We start from the raw sequence: 20,375 nt of genomic DNA on the forward strand, positions 1-20,375 counted from the left end.
TGTATGGATTAAAAGTCGATATTGAAATGGAAATAATACTGTTTGGATGAAGGATAGGGTGCAACCTCAATATTTTGCGCTATAGGCTGATTGCCGAAGTTAGAAACTTCAGGATCGTAACTCCTGTAAGGCGAAATGGTAAAGAGATTGGTTGCAGAAACACCAAACCGTATTCCTCTGATGCTTTCACTCAGAGCTGAGGTAAATGAAACAGGAACATTGTAATAAAGGCCTATTTCTCTCATTCTCAGGTAAGAAGCATCCTGTACAAACTGATCCGTACTTATTCCAAGCAGACTTAACCGCTTAACCCCATTGGGTGTGTCATCTGTGATACCTGCAGCCTGGTTCTGATAATCGGCAAATGTCAGATCCGTATCATCATAATCAGGAGTGGTACCGTTCAGATCATAAAGCAGTTCCGTCAGGTTGATCGTATCTCCACCCTTCTTCCAGTGAAGCAGGAAGGAGAAATCAACATTTTTAAAGATGTTGAACTGGTTGGAAAAAGAGAGCTGGAAGTCAGGCTCGCCGTCCCCCAGTTTTTTGGTAATTATACTGGGATTTCCACTGCCATCGGTAACCAAGTTTCCATTTCCATCGACCTCCGGATCCAGTCCGACAATCTGAGTGGCAGATTTGCCCTCTTCAATCCGGTAGACACCCAAGGAGGTACCGAATCCGCCCACATCAAAAGCGGGTACCGGAAGGTTTGTGACTTTAGATACATTTTTCCAGAAGTTTAGCGTAGAGCTCCATCGCAGATCACTGGAATTGACAGGTATCATATCCAGACCGATCTCAATACCACGATTGCGCATCTCACCGGCGTTGAAGCTTTCAAAACTGAAGCCGGTAGAGGGTTCCAGCTCTCGCTGCAGCAACATGTCTTCAATCGACTTCTGATAGACCGTAAAGCTGAGAGAAGCTAATCCGTCAGCCAGACTCAAATCAAAGCCACCCTCAATTTCGGTCTGCCGCTCAGGCTTGATGTCTTCCACACCACGAGTATTCGTGACCAGAATTCCGCCGAATCCACCGATATTGGATGGAGCCAGTGATGTAAACTTGGACCCAAAGGTAGACAGGTTACCGGTTTGTCCGAAAGCTACACGGAATTTGAGATTATCTACCAGATCGTTTTCCCAGAAATCCATATTGGTAAGGTTCCAGGCAAACGAAGCCTTTGGGTAAAGATAGATCTTGTCAACATCTCCATTTCGGTCTGACTTATCCCCTCGCAAACCTACCGTAGCAATGTAGGTATCACTGAGATTCAGCTCTTCCTGTAAAAAGAAACCTCGGTCGCGTTGAAATACCCGGGTCTGGTTTACATTTACGGATACGGCCTGGTCAACGTTAGTCTGCGTACCTAAAACGCCGTTCGAAACATTCAGTACCGAATTTTGGTCATTATTGAATGAGGTGTAACCCAACTGTGAAACCAGTGTAAATCCGCTTCGCGGCATGTAGGTGTGAACCAGCAGTGCCGAAGTATTGGTGTTCAGGTTGTCGGTACTGGTTTCAATAAGAGTTCCCGGGGCCCCGCTGGCCTGTTCAAACTGCAGGTCACTGGGAAATACCAGCTTGTTTTTCTGACTGAAAAAGTCCACACCGCCGGTAAATTGAAATTTCAGCAGATTTTCTGCCTGTTGCAAGATGTTATAATCGAGCTGTACGGAAGTAAGCACCCGGTTTACACCCTCATTATTTGAGAACAGATCCCGTGTCTGGAGCTGGTTTGCAGCGTTAAAAGGGTGAGAGGGATAGATCCCGTTTTCATCCGGACGCAGATCGATGAAGCTGGGCGTAGCAACCATGGATACCCCGAAAGTGGTACCGGTATTGTCATTGTTGGTCAGCCCGCGACGTGATTCCGAGTGAATGTAGTTGGAAGAGACGGAAACCTTCAGTTTCTCAGTGAACCTATGATCCACATTCGCCCTGATAGACTGTCGCTCATAACCGGTAGTTTTTATGATGCCTTCATCATCCTGTAGTGTACCGCTTACATAAAAGCTGGTGCTCTCATTACCGAAACTGCTGCTGAGCTGCGTTTTCGAAAGCAAGCCTTCATTTCCGTACATCAGCTCTTCATAATCCAAAAAGCCTCGTCCTGAACTTTGCGCTTCATTGAATAGTGCCAGTCCGGTGCTGCCGAAAGCGGCTTCGGCTGTGGTGGCCGTAAACTCCCTCTGGCCCAGTTTCTTTTGAATGGTTGTGATACCGATAGACTGCGAGGCACTAAATTGGGCCTTGCCCGCACTACCCCGTTTGGTTTTGATGATTACCACACCGCTGGAGGCACGCTGACCGTAAATAGCGGCAGCTGAAGCCCCTTTCAAAATCTCTATACTTTCAATTTCACTGGGATTCAGATCGGCAATACGGTTAACCGGATTGTCCTGGTTTGAAGAACTACCCCCGGCTGCCGCTGCGGTAACCGCGTTGGATCCGTTTGCGATAGCATCGTTATTCATGTAGATCCCGTCAACAATATACAGCGGTTCGGAAGAACCGTTGATCGTGGTGACACCCCTAAGTTTAACAGAGATACCTCCGCCCGGGGCGCCTGAATTGGAACTGATATTGGCACCCGTGACCTTACCGTAAAGATCGGAGCTCAGGGTTTGAGTCGGCGAACTGCCAACCAGTTCATCAGCAGATACCGAAGAAACGGCATTGGCCAAGTTCGATCGCCTGACTGAAGTTGCCAAACCGGTTACAACCACCTCCTCAAGATTGGCTACATCCTGACGAAGTGTGATATTGACCTCATTGTTGGTAGCTGACACCTCAATATTTTTTGAAATGTACCCGATATAGGTGATGCGCAGGGTTGCCGATTGCCCGGGCAATTCCAGCGTGAATTCACCGTCGATGTCAGTCGTTGTTCCACTCTGTGATTCCTGGTGGAAAACATTGACTCCAACCAAGGGATCACCGGTTGTTTCATCTGTTATAGTACCTCTGACTGTAAATTGTGCCATTGCAACCTGTGAGAGAAGCAACAAAACAAACAGCAGAGAATACGACTTGTAGCTGTTGTTCATAATAGTAGGGGTTTAAATGTTGGATTAGGCGTATAAATCATTGATATCTCTATTTGCAATATTCACAGCATATTTAGCGTAAGACTATGATATTCAGATAGATAAGTTCAATTTAACTTAATTTTACAAACTTTCAACTTTTAAGTGTCTACCCGGACTATTGTGATATCTGAAGATATTTTATGCCCTTGAATGCCCGCAGTGCAGTGGGACTATTGAGAAAATAAAGGTCGGCGGCCGAAACGGTTATTACTGTCAGAACTGCCAGAAGAAGTAATAAGCGGCTTTATTTAGATTGTGCTCTTGGCTATTCCACAGAGTGTCACAGAGGAGTTCATAGTTGCACAGAGCAGTTAGCAGGATTTAAGTCAAATTTTTGATGCAATTCTGAATTCTGAATTCTGACTCCTGAGTTCTGAATTCTTAATACTGTTCACTGACACACTGCTAACTGTAAACTGTTCACTGCAATCATTCACTCTTCAAACTCTGCACAGGGTTTGCCCACGCTGCCCTGATCGATTGCCAACTTACCGTCAGCCAGGCGATAAGAATAGCCATGCTACCCGATAGCACAAATATCCACCAGTCAAGACCGGAGCGATAGGCGAAATCAGACAGCCAGCTGTCCATCATCCACCATGAAATCGGTATGGCGATCATGATGGCAAAAAGCACCGGTTTTGTGAAATCCTTGGTTAGCAATAGTACAAGGTTCTGCACACTGGCACCCAATACCTTTCTCACTCCTATCTCTTTTGAACGCTGTTCAGCGGTGAAAGCTGATAGACCGAATAGTCCCAGACAGGAAATTAGAATGGCAAAAATGGAGAAATACTTTGCCAAATCCCCAATTCGCTGCTCGCTTCGGTATAAGGCGGCATACTGCTCATCCATAAATTCATACTCAAACGGGTAGGTAGGATTGAATTTCTTGTAGACATTCTCAATCCCCGCTATAGTGTTCTGAATCTCGCTGTTATTTACACGCACATATGCTCTCCAGGTATATTGCGGTGCCAATCTGAAAAATAGGGGCTCCACCTCCTGCCGTAATGATTGGAAGTTAAAATCCTTTACAAGACCAATAATTTCTGTCTCCTGATCCCAAAGCGTGATGAACTTACCGACAGGGTCATCCATACCCATAACATCAGCTGCTCGCTGGTTGATAATGATCCTGGAAGTATCCGCTCCGAATTCCCTGGAATGAGTACGCCCGGCGGCTAATTCAAAACCAAGGGTCTCCACCAGTCCGTAATCGGCACTTACGTTTTCGAAGAGTACTCGGGTCTCGGGATCCTTGCCTGGCCATTCTAGACCCGAAGTATTGTTATTTCGCCCCATAAAGGTAGCCCCGGCCCTGGAAATGGAAGTAACACCCCGGACATTTGAAATTTCTTGACGGAAAGAATCCCAACTGTTATTCAGATCACCCTCGACGGTAAAATACAATAGGTTGTCTTTGTCATAGCCCAGGTTCTTTGTCTGCGTAAACTGTATCTGCTGGTAAACAACGATGGTGCAGATAATCAGTATCACCGATAAGGTAAACTGAAATATGACAAGCCCTTTCCTCGCAAAGATCTCACCAGTCGATGATTTTATGGCTCCTTTCAGTGTTTTTACCGCTTCAAAAGATGAGAGGTAAAAAGCGGGATAGCTGCCCGCTAGCAAACCGGTAAAGAGGGCTGTGCTCAGGAAGATCAATAAAAGCACAGGCTCGAAATAATTGATATCTATCGCCTTGCTGGTCAGTCCATTAAAGACCGGTAGGAAAGCCTCTACGAGCAGGATGGAAAGCAGCAGTGAGAAAAACGTGATCATCATGGATTCTCCTATAAACTGACCCACCAGCGACCCTTTGGTGGCACCAATTGATTTTCGGATACCCACCTCCTTAGCTCTTCGCCCCGCTTTGGCAGTACTCAGATTCATGAAGTTGATGCAAGCGATGAGAAGAATAAAGACAGCGACGATAGAAAAAAGGTATACATAATCTATGCGCCCGCCGGCAAGCTCTCCCTGCTCGAATTGTCCATACAGGTACAGGTCGGCATAAGGATAGACAAAAAGATCTACATTAGAGTCTTCATTCCTTTCTTTAATGAAATCATTGATCTTGTTATTCAATGCGGCTACGTCAACACCGGCATGGAGCTTCGCGATGGTACGCGGACCATTATTCCCCCACTCGAGAGCCCAATCATTGGTCTTGAGCCAGTCTTCGAAGGGTAGTACGAAATCAAACCGAATGGATGAATTCTCCGGAAGTTTTCGAAACACACCGGTGACGGTGAGGAGCTCTTCGTTGTTCAGAGTGATAGATTCACCTACCGGATTAGACTCCCCGAAATACTTCATGGCCATCTGTTGAGAGATCACAACGGAATTGGGTTTGGTAAGCAGCTGATCACGGTTACCCTGTAAGAGCGGAATCGAAAGGATATGGAAGAGATCAGGACGGGCATAAAGTCCGTTTTCTTTAAGGGATTTATCCCCTTTGGTAAATAGAAAATCCATATTCCAGGTGTAGGTAGCTATATACTGGAATTCAGGCACCTCCTCCTTAAGTGTAGGGGCCAAGATCCCGGGAGTCGATTGCGTGGTAAACTTATCTCCTGAGTAGGTCTGGTGTTCCATGACCTGGTAAATCTGATCGATATCTTCATGGAAGCGGTCATGACCCAGCTCATCAAAAACCCAGAGGAAGATGAGAATACTGCAGGCCATCCCGATGGACAACCCGATAACATTGATTAAGAATGAACTTTTATGCCTTTTGAAACTTCGAAATGCCGTTTTTAAGTAATTTTTGATCATGGATCCATCCCCACCCTTGGTTAATTCGTTCTAGAGTGTAGACGTAAAATTTTTAAAAACGTTGCAGTACAGTTTACAGATATCAGGGATCAGTGAAAACTGCTACACGTGAAATCCTTCCTGCATATTCTCGGTAACTACGTGCCCGTCGAACAGGTGGATGACGCGCCGCGCATAATCGGCATCGTGTGGGGAGTGGGTAACCATCACAATCGTTGTGCCGGCTTCGTTGAGTTCGGCCAATAGTTTCATCACTTCGTCACCGTGATCGGAATCCAGGTTACCGGTGGGCTCATCGGCTAGTATCAGCTTGGCATTGGCGACCACAGCCCGGGCAATAGCCACGCGCTGCTGCTGACCGCCGGAAAGCTGCTGTGGGAAGTGGTTGCGGCGGTGCATCATACTCATGCGCTCCAAAGCCGCTTCGGCCTTTTCCTTGCGTTCGTCGGAGGAGGCACCGAGGTATAGAAGCGGAAGCTCAACGTTTTCAAACACCGTGAGCTCGTCAATCAGATTAAAACTCTGGAAGATGAATCCGATGTTCCCTTTGCGTAGCTGTGCCCGCTCCCGCTCGGAGTTATTGGAAACCTCATGGCCCAGGAAATGGTATTCTCCTTCGGTAGGGTTGTCAAGCAGGCCCATAATATTAAGCAGGGTCGACTTTCCGCATCCCGATGGACCCATGATGGCACAGAACTCACCTTCATTGATTTCAAGGTTCACATTATTGAGAGCGGTCGTTTCTACCTCTTCCGTGGTGTATATCTTCTTAAGGTTCTTTGTTTTAATCATGATGCGTTGTGTTGGTTGATGGTCAAATTTGAATACCACTTAGGCACTCAATACACTTAGTTTATCAGTGCCTGAGTGGTTAAAATTATTCTAGATTTAAAACCTCATTATCGCCGAAGGTATCGTAGCTGGAGGTGATGACTCTATCTCCAGGCTCTAGGCCGGAAAGTACTTCAAAATACTCCGGATTTTGCCGGCCTAGGCGAATCGATTGTTTCACTGCCCGGTCACCATTTTCAGTGACTTTAAATACCCAGTTACCTCCTGTGGTCTGGTAAAACCCACCGCGCGCCAGCAAGATGGCATTCGACGACTCACCCAGTTCAAGGCGAATTCTCGTTGTTTGTCCGCGGGTCAGTCCCGTTGGCGGTTCATTCACAAATTCCATATCGACCTCAAACTGACCGTTATTTACTACCGGGTAAATCTTGGTGATCACCAGGTCATGCTCAGCCCCGTTAAAGTCAAAGGATCCGCTCAGACCGGTAGAAATTCGCGAGAGGTGATACTCATCAATACCTACCCTGATTTTGTAGCTATCCAGTATATCCACCTGACCGATCCGCTCACCCTGTGAGATGGATTGTCCCTGATTCAATTCGATAGTACTCAGCTGGCCGGAAGTAGGCGCGGTAACCACCAGATTGTCCAATATGCCCTGAACAGCACTCAAGCTTCGGTACATTCGATCTTCCGAATCATTTAGCTGCTGCAGCTGGGTTATGGTCTGCACCGAGTCTTTCTTGTAGGACTCATAAGTTAATTCGTATCGCCTCGTTTGGTATTCAAAATTTTCTTTCGTCTCCTCAAATTCCTGCTGGGATATCAGATTCTTTTCTACCAGCTGCTTTTGGCGTTGAAATTGTGATTCCAGAATATCTCTCTGGGATTTGGCGTTGGCCAGCTGCTCCTGCAGTTGCAACGTATTTTGCTCCAGATTTAATCTCGAATTACGCACATTGTTAATCTGATCATACAGTTGTGCTTCCCGGTTCAACACGTTCAACTGGAGCGCGGAGTTCGAAAGTGTTAAAATGGTATCACCCTGTTCCACCATGGTACCCGACTCGCGGTATACTTCCTGAACAACTCCTCCTTCAATGGCGTCAAGGTAAATCGTCTGAATAGGCTGAACCGTACCTGTCACCTGAATAAACTCCTGAAAGGAATCCTCCTGCACGGTACTGACAGTAAGTTTGGCCCGGTCCACATTCAGGGTGGATCGGACATCCATCAGGAAAAAACTGTAGATAAAAAGGGCTGCAATTGCCAAACCACCCACAATCATTCCAATACGCTTGGCCGTCCATGTTTTTTTCTCTCGTTTCTTATCCATCCCGGCACTGGATAGATCTGCTGCTGCTGAGTTCTGTGACATCTAAATTATATTGCTATTTCTTGCTGGTTATACTTATACATACACTTAGTAATTCAATTTGCGTGCCAAAGTCAAAATAACCCCGACGGCATTCTAATACGCAGTTGATCAAAAAAAGTTGTGCACTGTGATACATGGGGTGTTCGATATCGAACACTTTTACTATCTTGATTACTTATAATGACGGTTTAAGCCCATAAATGCCACAAATTATTTCAGGTACGATAATTGAATACATAGAACACGGATGACACAGATTTGGCTGATTTACACTGCTAGTTATAAAAAACTTCTACAAAAAATTTGCGTAAATCAGCTTAACCCGTTTCATATGTGTTCCTATACTCAAATTTAGACTCCATGACCAAGGAAAAATCCGGACGAGTTTTAGTGGTTGATGACGATACGGATGTGCTTCAGGCAGCCAAGTTATTTCTCAAACAACATGTCGCAAAAGTCGATACTGAGAAGAACCCATCCTCCATCCCTAACCTTTTGAAAAACTACGATTACGACCTGGTTTTGCTCGACATGAATTTCACTGAGGATGTCAGTAGCGGTAAAGAGGGATTTCACTGGCTGAAAACCATACTTGAGATAGATCCATCGCTGGCTGTTGTTCTGATTACTGCCTACGGGGATGTGGAGAAAGCGGTCAAGGCTGTCAAACTGGGCGCCACAGATTTTGTGCTAAAACCATGGCAGAATGAAAAGCTGCTTGCCACAGTGCATTCCGCACTGAACCTCACCGAATCACGAAGGGAAGTAGAAACCCTGAAAACCCGCCAGAAACAGCTGAGCGCAGATATCGACCAGCACTACCAGGATATCATCGGGAAAAGCCCGGCAATGAACAAGGTATTTGAGACCATTGAAAAAGTGGCCAAAACCGACGCCAACATACTCATTACCGGTGAAAATGGAACCGGCAAAGAACTTGTGGCACGGGCTCTGCACCGCAGATCCAACCGGAGCGATGAGGTTTTTATCAGCGTGGACCTCGGTGCCATACCGGAAAACCTTTTTGAGAGCGAACTGTTCGGCCATACACGCGGTGCTTTTACCGATGCTAAGGAATCAAGAGCCGGACGCTTTGAAGTTGCTTCAGGCGGAACACTCTTTCTGGACGAAATCGGGAATCTCCCTCTTCAGCTTCAGCCCAAACTGCTCTCAGCTATAGAAACAAGGAAAGTAACCCGGGTTGGCTCGAATAAACCGGTGGAGGTAGATATTCGACTGATCTGTGCCACAAATGAACCCATACAGGAAATGGTACACAATAATGAGTTCAGACAGGACCTGCTCTATCGTATCAATACCATTGAAATTCACCTGCCGGCGCTGCGTGACCGTACCGTTGACATCCCTTTGCTGGCCAATCACTTTCTGAAGCAGTATTCACGAAAGTATGATAAAGACATTCATAAAATATCCGACCCGGCACTGAACAAGTTACAATCCTACAAATGGCCCGGCAACGTCAGAGAACTTCAGCATGCCGTTGAACGCGCCGTGATTATGACCGACCATTCGGTGCTCCAGCCGGAAGATTTTCTACTGACTTCCCTGCACGGTGAAGACTCCACAATGGTATTCCATGATTATAACCTTGAGGAAGTAGAGAAAACCGTAATCCGCAAAGCCCTCGATAAACATGAGGGCAACATTTCCAAGTCGGCCGATGAACTGGGTCTTACACGCGCATCGCTCTATCGCCGAATGGAAAAATATGATCTATAATAGAAGGCGGATATAATAATCTGTGAGAATCTGCAGTACCTGTGGATTCAGTGTTCCAATAATTTAGATTTTATGATCAAAAATTTTCGATTCGGTGTTATTTGGCGAGTGCTCCTTTTGATGGGCACCCTGGGGCTTTGGCTGTATCTAATCTTCAGCACCGAATACTATGTCAGCATGACCCTCCTTTTTGTCGTCGTCATTCTGGAAGTGATTCAGCTAATCCGCTATGTTGAACGAACAAATGAAAAACTGACCCGTTTTCTAAATTCCATTCGCTATTCTGACTTTTCCAGGGCCTTTCCCGATCACGGTTTAGGATCCTCTTTTGAATCCCTGAACAAGGCATTTACCAGGGTCATCGAGGAGTTCAAAAAGGAGCGCGCCGAAAAACAGGAGCACTTTAGGTATCTGCAAACCGTAGTACAGCATGTAGGTATTGGACTTATATCCTTCAATCATCGTGGAGAAGTTGAGCTTATTAATACGGCAGCAAAACGTCTGTTCCAGATCCCAACGCTGCGAAATATCAAGGCATTGGGTGAAATCAGTGAACCCTTGCTGAATGCAGTTATGGCTTTGAAGAGCGGGAACCGGAACCTTGTACGTGTCATGGTAGATAATGAAACCCTGCAGCTGGCCATATATGCCACGGAGTTCCGCATGCACAATGACCTCTATAAGCTGGTCTCCTTCCAGAACATACATACAGAACTTGAAGAGAAGGAGATGGAGGCCTGGCAAAACCTCACGCAGGTGCTAGCCCATGAAATTATGAACTCCATTACCCCGATCTCATCTCTTTCTGATACTGTTCACATGCTGCTTGAACAGAAATCAGTAGAAAAGAATGATCATTATTCTATTGACAAGGAAGCCATCGGGGACGTGAAAGAGGCACTCCAAACCATCAAGAATCGCAGCCGGGGTCTGATGCGCTTTGTCAATTCCTACCGCGATTTCACTCAGATACCGGAACCGCATTACGAGCACTTTCCAGTAGAAGAACTTCTGATGCGTCTTCGAAATCTGAACAAAGGCGAGGCTGAAGCCCAGGATGTTGATATAACTGTTGACGTAGATCCGGAAACCCTGGAAGTAACTGCCGACCCGCACCTGATCGAGCAGACGCTCATCAATCTGATGAAGAATGCCTTTCGGGCACTTGAGGATGTTAAGAATGCAAAGATCTCACTCAAGGGATTCATGGACAGCGACGGGAAAGTAGTAATTCAAGTTTGCGATAACGGTACCGGGATCTCAAAAGAGAATGTGCAAAAAATCTTTATCCCCTTTTACAGCACCGGCAAACCCACGGATCGCGGGGGTTCGGGTATAGGCTTGAGCCTTTCCAGACAGATCATGCGCATGCATAAGGGCACCCTGACAGTAAAATCAGACGAAGATAAGGGCACTATTTTTACGTTACGCTTCTAAATTACTTTACCACTAAGTGACTAAGTGGTAAAACTTATCTTGCAAATTCCAACAATCAAATTAATACGCGATTCGCGTTTCTCATTTCATATCGTATATTTCGGCAAACAGATTCGAAGAATTGAGATAGACCTATGCCTGAGAAATTATCGCTTTCTATCATTCTTACATTCCACAACCAGCGGGATGTCATCGAATCTTCCTTGTCATCTGTTTTTGAACTTAACAGCATCCCCTTTGAACTGATACTCATTGATGATGCCTCCAACGACGGCAGCAGCGACGCCATCAAATCACTGCTCGATTACTACGACCACGAACGCACTTTTTTCTTTCAGCACGAGGAATCGACGGGCAGGGGAAATTGCCTGAACGAAGCCCTCCAGCAGTGCAACAGCTCCCTGGTCTGGTGCCCAAGCTCCCTGGAACAAGTCGATGAAAGCAGGTTGAAATCCGTGATACAGAGAGCAAAGGATAATCCGAAGTGCAGCTTTTTCATTCAGCAGCTTCAGCTACCCGAAACACCCGATGAATGGCTCTCCTACATAGCCCGACAAACCTGGCATGATGATGCCTCGTTTATCTGGAACCTGGGAGCTATACCATCCGAACAGCTCTTCTTTAATCCTTACCAGCAAAGCCATCACGGACTGGAACTTAGCATGCGCCTTTTCTTGTCGGAATCGGCTAGCTATGAACAGGTAGAAAAATTCAGCACCCTCTCCGGCATGGCCAAACCGGTACCCCTGCCCGGGACGGATAAGAAGGAGATGATATACTCGCTGCTTCGCAACCCGGATTTAAATCGTGAAGTTCGCAGCAAAGCCTTACAACTGTATGGGGACATCCCTGAAAAAGATACTCCAAAGCAAGGAGCCGACTTCCAGAATGAACAGCTTGCCGAAGCTTTCCATATGAAACAAGAAGGCCGGCTTGGCTCCGCATTGGAACTGGTAGAAAGAGTCCTGGCCCAGCAACCGAATCACCCGAGAGCAAAAGAGCTTAAAATACAGATCCTTGAAAAGAAGCGACGATTCGTAGAAGCTTCAGAATTGAAACATGAGCTGATTGCCGAGCAAAACACCAGGCCCGAAAATGCCGATATCAAAACCAGCATCATCATTCCAACTTCGTTGTACGGCAAAGAAGTACTGGAACATTGCCTGATCTCCATTTCAGAACACTGCGATCCAAAAACAACCAAACTCATCGTCATTGATAACGCAAGTCTTGATGATACCCACGACTATCTGGAAGAGCTGGAGCAAAAAGAATTTTTTAGCTGCGAGATCATCACCAATACTAATAATAAGGGATTTGCTGCTTCAGTGAATCAGGGGCTTGATGCAGCCGTCGGGGAATACGCTTGTGTGCTACACAATGATGTGAATCTTAAAAGCGATGCGATATCCGAACTGGAACGACTGATGGACGAACATCCGCGATATGCGATCATCGGTCCCATGACCAACAAAACACTGAACCCTGATCAATCCACCCGTTATCAGGAAGAATATAATGAAGAGCTGGTTCGAGCTGAGTATCTTGACAGTTTTTGCATGATGATCAGGCTCGATACCGACCTGCGGATGGATGAGTCCTACCAGCTTGCCTTTTTTGAAGACATCGATCTGTGTTTTGAAGCACGTAAAAACGGACACAGAGTGGGTATTGCCACGGAAGTTTCTATAGATCATCAATATGGAACCACCACCTTTGGACTGAACCTGGATACGGAAAGTGAACAGTACTGGAAGAATGTTGCTTATTTCAATGAAAAGTGGGGCATTGAAGTATATTCGGAAGAAGAGCTTAAATCAAAAAGCCGGTTTGACCAGCTCCTGGCTATCGACAGGCTGATAAATCCTCTTTTTCCGGAGGAACCTCTAAAAGATTATTTCAGCGAGCTGTTTACCGATGAACTGAAAACAGAGATGATGCAGGCTGAACATGATGCAGATACACTCTGCGAGCTGGTGCATCTAATGATGGTGATGGAGGAGAGAGAACTGATGAGGCGGCTGGAAGATCGCCTGGACAACGTCGATCTGCCCACTTCACTTATCTACCAGCTGGTACGTTTTTACTACTATCGGAATATATTTTCGCGATGTAAGCACTATCTAAGTAAGTTAAAGGCTGAGCAGCAATCACTGCAGTCGGAACTCTACAAACTTCAGATGATGGTGACCGACAAAGAATTTCAGGAAGCCATTCCTAAACTCAAAGAGTTACTGGATAAGGCTCCTACCAATCCTACGCTCTATAAACTGGCAGGAGACATACACCGTTTTGAAGGAAACACGGAAGAAGCGGAGTCTTTCTACAGTATAGCCTCCCAGATCAATCCCTTCGAGTACTCAGAAACAGGCGAGACGGAGTTTAAAATAAAAAGCTGAAGCTAATCAGCCCTGTGGCGTCATAGCTTCGACGGCACTCAGCAGACTCTTCAGATTTTCAACCTTATCTTCTTTTTCCAGACGGGAATAGCTCTGAATAAGGTTACGGATACAACGCGCCAGAATCTCATAGGGCTGAGCGGTATCAAAGTGCTCACTTTTTGGTTCCACTCCGTTTTGCTTCAAAAAGAAGTAGCATTGGTTATAGGTCACCGTTTTTCCTCTATCAAAAGGATCAATCAGTATCTCGTCGAGCTCGCCTTTGTATTTTAGCATGAAATGGATCGGCATGTTAACCCCGTAAAAAGGCAGTTCAAGACGACGCGCAAGAAAGAGTACAATCAATGCCAATGAAATTGGCAGTCCTTGCCGGCGGTCGATGACCCGGTGCAGGTATGAGTTATCAGGATTGTAATAATCAACATTACTGCCCCTGAAACTCAACTCATCGAATACAAAGTCGAGAAGGATGTGCATCTTTTTGCTGTCATCCAGCTGGTATTTCAGGTCATCACTGACCATGCTGGCAAAGCGGTCAAGCTTGCGTTTATATTCTTCCTCTCTCAGAGTAGGATTCTCGAACCTGGCCAGAATAAAGACAGCATCTTCAAGCTGTTTCAAATTTCCGAGTCCATTCTCAAGAACTTCCAAAAAGTCTTCCTGCAGGCTGCCATAGGTTATCCACTGGATGATATCATTGATCAGCTCTCGCTCTTCATCGTCCTTGCTCTGACTCTTTTGCTCATCCAGAAGAGGTACAGCTTGTTCACCAAGCTCGAACAGCCTGTTCCTGACGTTGGTTTTTACATAAGGATCTGGATCCTCAAGTAAATAAATAAGAGATTCTATTTCCGCTTTATTGGACATTACGAACTATGCTATACGTTGTATTTTTGTATCACCGCATTACAACAGCTTTTAACAATGTATCGTGCGAATTAAATTAGAAAATTTATTTTCAAATTCTTCATTAAAGTATTTTTATTAAAAGGCTCTCTAAAACGTATATTACGCCGCACTGCGTACAGGTTAGTAATATTACATCCGATTTGTTGACACATCAGCCGGATTGTTCATCATAAATAAATATGACTATGAAATTGAATGTTACCTCAGAAACAGGAAGACTTAAGGGTGTAATTGTTCACACACCGGGCAATGAAGTATCACTGGTAAATCCCGAACATAAAGACGAGTTACTGTTTGATGACATCATCTTTGAGGAAGATGCCAAACAGGAACATTTGGATATGCTGGATATTTTCAAAACCGCTATGCCTTCGGATGGTCAGATTTATGAAATTACCGACCTGTTTCTTGAAACACTGCAGATGGATGAGGCAAGAAATTATTTCATTGACAGCCTTGTAGACAAACTGCCTGAACTGAATTTATACGTTGTTAAAAAAGAGTTGAAGGACCTGAGTCCGAAAGCCCTTCTGAAATTTGTGATCGAAGGATCCGCATCCTCAGGCAGATTTACCTTGAGTCCTACGCCAAATCTCTTGTTTACCCGCGATCTCGCCGCGATGGTTGGTGAAAATGTGCTTATTTCAAAACCTGCAAAAAAAGCCCGGTACCGGGAAGCGCTGCTCATGGAAGCCCTGGTACGCTTTCATCCTATGTTTGAGGAAACCAACAAACATGTAATCCCTATTGCTGATCAGGCATCTATAGAGGGCGGAGATGTGCTGGTAGCTTCAGAGAAGCTGGTGATTATCGGAATGAGTGAGCGCACTTCATTTAGCGGACTGATGACGGCTTCGAAAGGACTTCTGGAAAGCGGAATTGAAACAGTATTGGCAGTAGACATTCCCAAACAGAGATCTTCGATGCACCTCGATACCATCTTTACCTTTGCCAGTGAAGATGAATGCATCGTGTTCCCTCCTGCTATTACCGAGAGGAAAAACAATATTGTTTCCATGACTTACAATAACGGTTCTATAACAAGCGAGACCCTTCCCTCTCTTAAGTATGCCATGGAAAAATTGATGGAGCGCGAATTTACGTTCATCAAATGCGGAGGAGAAGACAGAACTCGTCAATTTCGTGAGCAATGGACAGACGGTGCAAACGTTTTTGCACTTGCTCCCGGCATTATTGTCGGTTATGAGCGAAACACCGGAACATTCCAAATGCTGGAAGAACATGGATATACCGTTATGAATCAATTTGATTTTATCGATATGTATAAAGACCGTGAATTTGAACCGGGCAAGGAAAAAATTGCTATTTCTTTTCTGGGTCACGAGTTATGCCGGGGAAGGGGCGGTGCTCGTTGTATGACTATGCCCATTGCAAGGACAAACCTATAGATTAAAACACATTGAGCGACATAGATAAAACCACCAAGTGGCCGAAAGAGTATTTTGAAGCATCCGATCAGCCTGACCAGGCCAATCACATAACCGATCGGCCCAAAGAGTTCGATACCAAGACCATCCTGAAGCATCTTGGTCTTTTTATCCTGACCTTTGCTTCTGTGAGCCTTGTTGGGGCGAGTTTTGTCGGATTTTCCGGTTCCCTTTTCCCTGTCGTTATGCCCAATTCCGAAGATCTGCTAAGAGGTGTTCTCTTTGCCACACTGCTGCTCGGTTTTCTGGGCGTACATGAATTCGGGCATTTCTTTGCTGCCCAATATCACAAAATTAAAGTTACACTGCCCTATTTTATCCCCATTCCACTTGGAATCGGCACAATGGGTGCAGTCATACGTATCAAGCAGAAGATAAATGACACAAGAAAGATGTTTGATATTGGGATTGCAGGTCCCCTTGCAGGTTTTGTAGTCTCCCTGGCTGTACTGATTATCGGGTTCTCCACACTTCCTGAACCGGGTTATATCAACCAATTCGCAGGACACGAAGGGGTTAAGGAATATGTAAATGCAAACGGTGTATTTCCCGAAATGCCAACCGAAAGTACCAATGGGAATGTACTGATAGTGGGAGAAACGCTGCTCTATTCATTTTTAGCACAATTTTTTGAAAATGTGCCGCCCATGTGGGAAATGTATCACTATCCCTTTTTATTTGCAGGATGGCTGGGCCTCTTTTTCACAGCACTTAACCTCATGCCTGTCGGACAGCTTGACGGGGGGCATATTTTATACTCCTTGATCGGATTTAAAAAGCACCGGATAGTGGCACGCATTGCTTTCGGAATCCTGACGGTGCTGGCAGGCATTGAATTCATACCTTTTGTTCATCTTTCGCTTGAAAGCTGGGGCTTGAGTCATCCTTCCGGCATCTATAGCTGGTTTATCTGGGCCGGAGTACTCTTCGTGCTTTTCAATAAAGCATTTCATAAGGACTATGAATGGATAGCCCCCTTGCTCCTAATTTCAATGGCCATATCTGCTGCATATCTTTACCTTGTGGAAGGAAGCATCACAACCACGGGGTCTTTGATCTGGGTCGTCTGGTCATTCTTTATCGCTTATTTTGTACGAGTGGAGCATCCGCCGGCATATTATGAACGTCAGCTGAGTCCCACGCGTAAATTTCTTGGATGGCTGAGCATGATCATATTTATACTATGTATTAGTCCCAATCCATTATACTTTATCTGACTTTTCGAGCCTCTCATTCTGTCACAATGGAACATATTTCCGTATATTTTCAACCAAATTTTTAACACTTACTCCTCATATATGAAGTATATCCTATCCCTAAGCCTTATGTTGTTCTTTATTTCCTGCAGTTCCGGTACTCCGGAAAACCTTTCAGAAAGGATCGATCAGCTGATCGCTGAAGACAAATACGAGCAAGCGCTCAATCTCCTTGATGATGCCAATCCCTCGGAGACCGAAGCCGACATCGACCGCCTAAAGGAAAAAACCTACCTGAATTACGGTATTTACCTGGAGTACCGCGGGCCCGAAGGAAGTACCATGCGCAACCGAATGACATCCGCATTGGAGCAGTATATCGCAGTCCTAAAAATCAATCCGGAGAACCAGAAAGCGCGATCTGAAATTGACCAGATTATGAATATCTACAGCACAATGCCGGACAAATCTCCAGGTCAGGATATTGTGAGCCAATTGAACGAACTGGGATTTAATTACTGATGTATGTGAAAGGTGAAAAGGGAGACGGGAGACGGTAAGATGTAGTTCTGAATAAATTGCATCAAGCATTACGTTTCACGTTTCACGTCTCACCTGATACAGTCCTATAAAAAGCTTACCTTTTGTAGGAGCAATACAACTAATGTGTAACCAATTTGTAGATGTCCAACAACCAAAATTCTACACCGACCATTAAGAACCGGAAGGCCCGGCATGAGTATGATGTAGAAGAAACGTATGAAGCAGGCATCGTTTTGAAAGGGACAGAAGCCAAATCACTTCGAAATGGCAAAGCCAGTATTCAGGAAGCTTTTGCCTACCTGAGAGACGGAGAAGTCTGGCTGCGCGACATGTATATCAAACCCTATTCCCACGGTTCCTACGCCAACCATAATGAACGTCGTGAGCGAAAACTGCTGCTAAACAAGAGGGAAATAGCAGAATTGGATAAAGCTGTGACCCAAAAAGGCTACACGCTGGTCCCCCTTAAAGTTTATTTCAAAAAAGGATACGCTAAAATACTGCTTGGCCTGGCCCGCGGTAAAAAGAAATACGACAAACGCGAAGATATCAAAGAGAGAGATACCAAGCGGGAGCTGGAACGTAAGTATAAAGGCACCTACAAAGTGAATATGTAATACCATAGAAAAGGCTTCAGAATTCAGCCTTTTCTACGGTCATTAATACTCATGTTACCTATCATTGGGCTGAAACAGCCAGCGGAAGATTTTGAGGCATCATCGACAGATAGGGTGTTTGAGGTTCAACACCGGGTGCAAGTGCCAGTGGAGAATGTTCACCTTTTGGGCCTAGTGACCTAATATAGGCATACAATGCTCTTGCATCTTCTTCATTAAAGGCGTTGACACTCGGCCATGGCATGGGAGGCATGCCTTTTCTCGTTTTCAGCATATCAAGCCATTGCTGCTCAGAGAGTGTTTGCACCGTCAACCTCAAGTTTGGTGGGTACGTTGTTCCCCAAGGACCCTGCCACCCCAAAGCCGATCCCGTAAGCCAGTTGCTCTCGGGTTTGCCCGAATCCTGCATAAAACCATCCGTATGACAGTCGTTGCAACCGGAGGTCATAATCAAATACCTTCCTTTCTCAACCCTATCTGCCGCAGTTATTACACTATTTTCCGGTTGGTTCTCACCCTTCTTTTTTTCGCATCCTGTCGCTAACAGGAGTACCATCCCCATACACAATATTAGCTTATTCATATTATTAATAAATTAGATTGGCGACATTTTTTCTTTAGAAGATGAAGAAAAGCAACAGACACACCCTCTAAATTGACAGCATTATACGTACTAAGGTTGACAAAGTTTATAGGCTGTTAATAATATTTTACGTGCAAAAGTGGCGTTAAGCTTCTGTGGAAAGAGATAAATCCATGGCCCTCTCCCTATGATTATTTTTAAATCTTCACGGTCTGAACCGATGGTGGCAACAATTTAGAGAAGGGTTTAGTGAACCAGAAAACCGCCGGTGAATGTCCCATTATAGCTACCGGTATCCATGCGAACATTCAGACCGGGATTGACGATCAGCTTTAAGTTGCTGCTGATATCGTAACCCAAACCCATATCCAAACCGGCTGAAAAATAATTGGTGAGGCCTACCGAGGGAGACATGAGATAGGAAAAAGAAGCACGCGGAATAAGGTTGATGTCAGACCGCTGGCTGAAGTCCCTGGAAATGCCGGTACCCAGCGCAAAAAGACTCAGATTCTGATTGGTAGGATTGTGATATTTTCGTTCAAAGGAAGGCATCACTTCAAAATTCAATATATCGCCTTCCGATTGCTTTTTGATGAGAACATTAGCGAGTACGCTAACCGACTGGTAATTGCGGTTATTGAGCGAATTGGAACCATAACTAATTCCAAAGGCGGTTTTGCCGTTTAAGGAATAGTTGAGTCCAACCGAAGCACCATCGAATTGCTGCACCTGGGAAAACTGACCGTAAGTCAACAGCCCCGGTGAATCAGAAAGAAAAATATTCTGCGAATAGCCTGAAATTGTTACGAAAAATGAAAAAGCCAGAAGTATGCTGATTTTTTTACAACTTCTTCTGATATAACCGTCCGTCACCATTATAAAACCCCTTTTAATTCTAATTAGCCACACTCCGCATTCAAATAAATAAATAAATTCTATTGCCAATAAGAATTAGTATTCGTTAATGTAGGGGCATATAGTAAAGGCCGCCCGAGTAGTGCTTCGGGCAGCCTTTATGAATAGTTTGGATGATCTGTAAGCCGAATTCTGTAAGCCACAATAAATGTGGCCGGTAATCATTTATCTGGTCCCGCGGTTACCCACGGGCTCAAGCGTTCCACCCGGCCGTATAGCGACGAGCAGCGCACAGCCTGCGTGAACTTGCACCTTGTGAGGTTTGCCATGCCTCTGATGTCACCACCAGAGCGGTGGGCTCTTACCCCGCCATTTCACCCTTATCCGCCGGCTGGCGGACGGTATATTTTCTGTGGCACTGGCTATCCGGTTTCCCGAATCTTCCCGTTAGGAAGCACAATGCTCGCAGGTGTTCGGACTTTCCTCTCACCTACGCGTAAAGCTTCGGTGAGCAAGTCCCAATTATAGAACTTGCCCGCCGAAGCCTTGGCGCAGGCGGGCGATTACCCGATCATCCACTAATAAAGATAAGGAAAAAGACC

General features: G+C 45.4%; 15 protein-coding genes and 1 other RNA gene. 8 read left to right on the plus strand and 8 right to left on the minus strand.

What is annotated here, in order from left to right; translation table 11 throughout:
• Nucleotides 1-8: 8 nt before the first annotated feature.
• A complete protein-coding gene (locus G3570_RS13695) occupies nt 9-3,053 on the minus strand; it encodes a SusC/RagA family TonB-linked outer membrane protein (RefSeq protein WP_165143307.1) in 3,045 nt (1,014 codons plus the stop codon).
• Nucleotides 3,054-3,228: 175 nt separating this feature from the next.
• Here G3570_RS13695 and G3570_RS16595 point away from each other — a divergent pair, with 175 nt between their 5' ends.
• Nucleotides 3,229-3,330, plus strand: coding sequence for a zinc finger domain-containing protein (locus G3570_RS16595; RefSeq protein WP_428841718.1), 102 nt, complete (start codon nt 3,229-3,231; stop codon nt 3,328-3,330).
• 194 nt (nt 3,331-3,524) lie between these two features.
• On the opposite strand, the gene G3570_RS13705 is transcribed toward G3570_RS16595, so the two are convergent.
• The 3 genes from G3570_RS13705 to G3570_RS13715 all read right to left on the minus strand — a co-directional run bounded on the left by G3570_RS13705 (nt 3,525) and on the right by G3570_RS13715 (nt 8,046).
• Nucleotides 3,525-5,876 carry an ABC transporter permease gene (locus G3570_RS13705; protein ID WP_165143309.1) on the minus strand — a complete coding sequence of 784 codons (2,352 nt, stop codon included), beginning with the start codon at nt 5,874-5,876 and terminating at the stop codon, nt 3,525-3,527.
• Between the two features lie 102 nt (nt 5,877-5,978).
• A complete protein-coding gene (locus tag G3570_RS13710) occupies nt 5,979-6,668 on the minus strand; it encodes an ABC transporter ATP-binding protein (protein WP_165143311.1) in 690 nt (229 codons plus the stop codon).
• Between the two features lie 85 nt (nt 6,669-6,753).
• Entirely contained in the window at nt 6,754-8,046 is a 1,293-nt protein-coding gene (locus tag G3570_RS13715) for an efflux RND transporter periplasmic adaptor subunit (RefSeq protein ID WP_249067110.1), read from the minus strand.
• 360 nt (nt 8,047-8,406) lie between these two features.
• Here G3570_RS13715 and G3570_RS13720 point away from each other — a divergent pair, with 360 nt between their 5' ends.
• From G3570_RS13720 to G3570_RS13730, 3 genes are all read left to right on the plus strand, one after another.
• Nucleotides 8,407-9,786, plus strand: a complete 1,380-nt coding sequence (locus G3570_RS13720; RefSeq protein WP_165143313.1) for a sigma-54-dependent transcriptional regulator — start codon at nt 8,407-8,409, stop codon at nt 9,784-9,786.
• 72 nt (nt 9,787-9,858) lie between these two features.
• Nucleotides 9,859-11,223, plus strand: a complete 1,365-nt coding sequence (locus G3570_RS13725; RefSeq protein WP_165143315.1) for a sensor histidine kinase — start codon at nt 9,859-9,861, stop codon at nt 11,221-11,223.
• 134 nt (nt 11,224-11,357) lie between these two features.
• Nucleotides 11,358-13,622, plus strand: a complete 2,265-nt coding sequence (locus tag G3570_RS13730; RefSeq protein WP_165143317.1) for a glycosyltransferase — start codon at nt 11,358-11,360, stop codon at nt 13,620-13,622.
• Nucleotides 13,623-13,628: 6 nt separating this feature from the next.
• Here G3570_RS13730 and G3570_RS13735 read toward each other — a convergent pair whose 3' ends face one another.
• The gene (locus G3570_RS13735) at nt 13,629-14,489 is read right to left on the minus strand and encodes a transglutaminase-like domain-containing protein (RefSeq protein ID WP_165143319.1); all 861 of its coding nucleotides are present in this window, start codon (nt 14,487-14,489) and stop codon (nt 13,629-13,631) included.
• 227 nt (nt 14,490-14,716) lie between these two features.
• Between G3570_RS13735 and G3570_RS13740 the strand changes: the two genes are divergently transcribed.
• From G3570_RS13740 to smpB, 4 genes are all read left to right on the plus strand, one after another.
• Entirely contained in the window at nt 14,717-15,940 is a 1,224-nt protein-coding gene (locus tag G3570_RS13740; RefSeq protein ID WP_165143321.1) for an arginine deiminase, read from the plus strand.
• A gap of 11 nt (nt 15,941-15,951) precedes the next feature.
• Nucleotides 15,952-17,196, plus strand: coding sequence for a site-2 protease family protein (locus tag G3570_RS13745; RefSeq protein ID WP_249067112.1), 1,245 nt, complete (start codon nt 15,952-15,954; stop codon nt 17,194-17,196).
• 81 nt (nt 17,197-17,277) lie between these two features.
• Nucleotides 17,278-17,697, plus strand: coding sequence for a hypothetical protein (locus G3570_RS13750; protein ID WP_165143323.1), 420 nt, complete (start codon nt 17,278-17,280; stop codon nt 17,695-17,697).
• 161 nt (nt 17,698-17,858) lie between these two features.
• Nucleotides 17,859-18,335: an SsrA-binding protein SmpB gene (smpB, locus tag G3570_RS13755; protein ID WP_165143325.1), complete on the plus strand. Its 477-nt coding sequence runs from the start codon at nt 17,859-17,861 to the stop codon at nt 18,333-18,335.
• Nucleotides 18,336-18,396: 61 nt separating this feature from the next.
• Here smpB and G3570_RS13760 read toward each other — a convergent pair whose 3' ends face one another.
• From G3570_RS13760 to rnpB, 3 genes are all read right to left on the minus strand, one after another.
• Nucleotides 18,397-18,918, minus strand: coding sequence for a c-type cytochrome (locus G3570_RS13760; RefSeq protein WP_249067115.1), 522 nt, complete (start codon nt 18,916-18,918; stop codon nt 18,397-18,399).
• Between the two features lie 246 nt (nt 18,919-19,164).
• Nucleotides 19,165-19,794 (minus strand): hypothetical protein, encoded by a 630-nt coding sequence (locus tag G3570_RS13765; RefSeq protein ID WP_165143327.1) that lies wholly within the window; start codon nt 19,792-19,794, stop codon nt 19,165-19,167.
• A gap of 144 nt (nt 19,795-19,938) precedes the next feature.
• Nucleotides 19,939-20,352: RNase P RNA component class A (gene rnpB, locus G3570_RS13770), an RNA gene on the minus strand.
• Between the last annotated feature and the right edge of the window lie 23 nt (nt 20,353-20,375).

It is taken from the genome of Halalkalibaculum roseum (assembly GCF_011059145.1).
GTDB lineage: Bacteria > Bacteroidota > Rhodothermia > Balneolales > Balneolaceae > Halalkalibaculum > Halalkalibaculum roseum.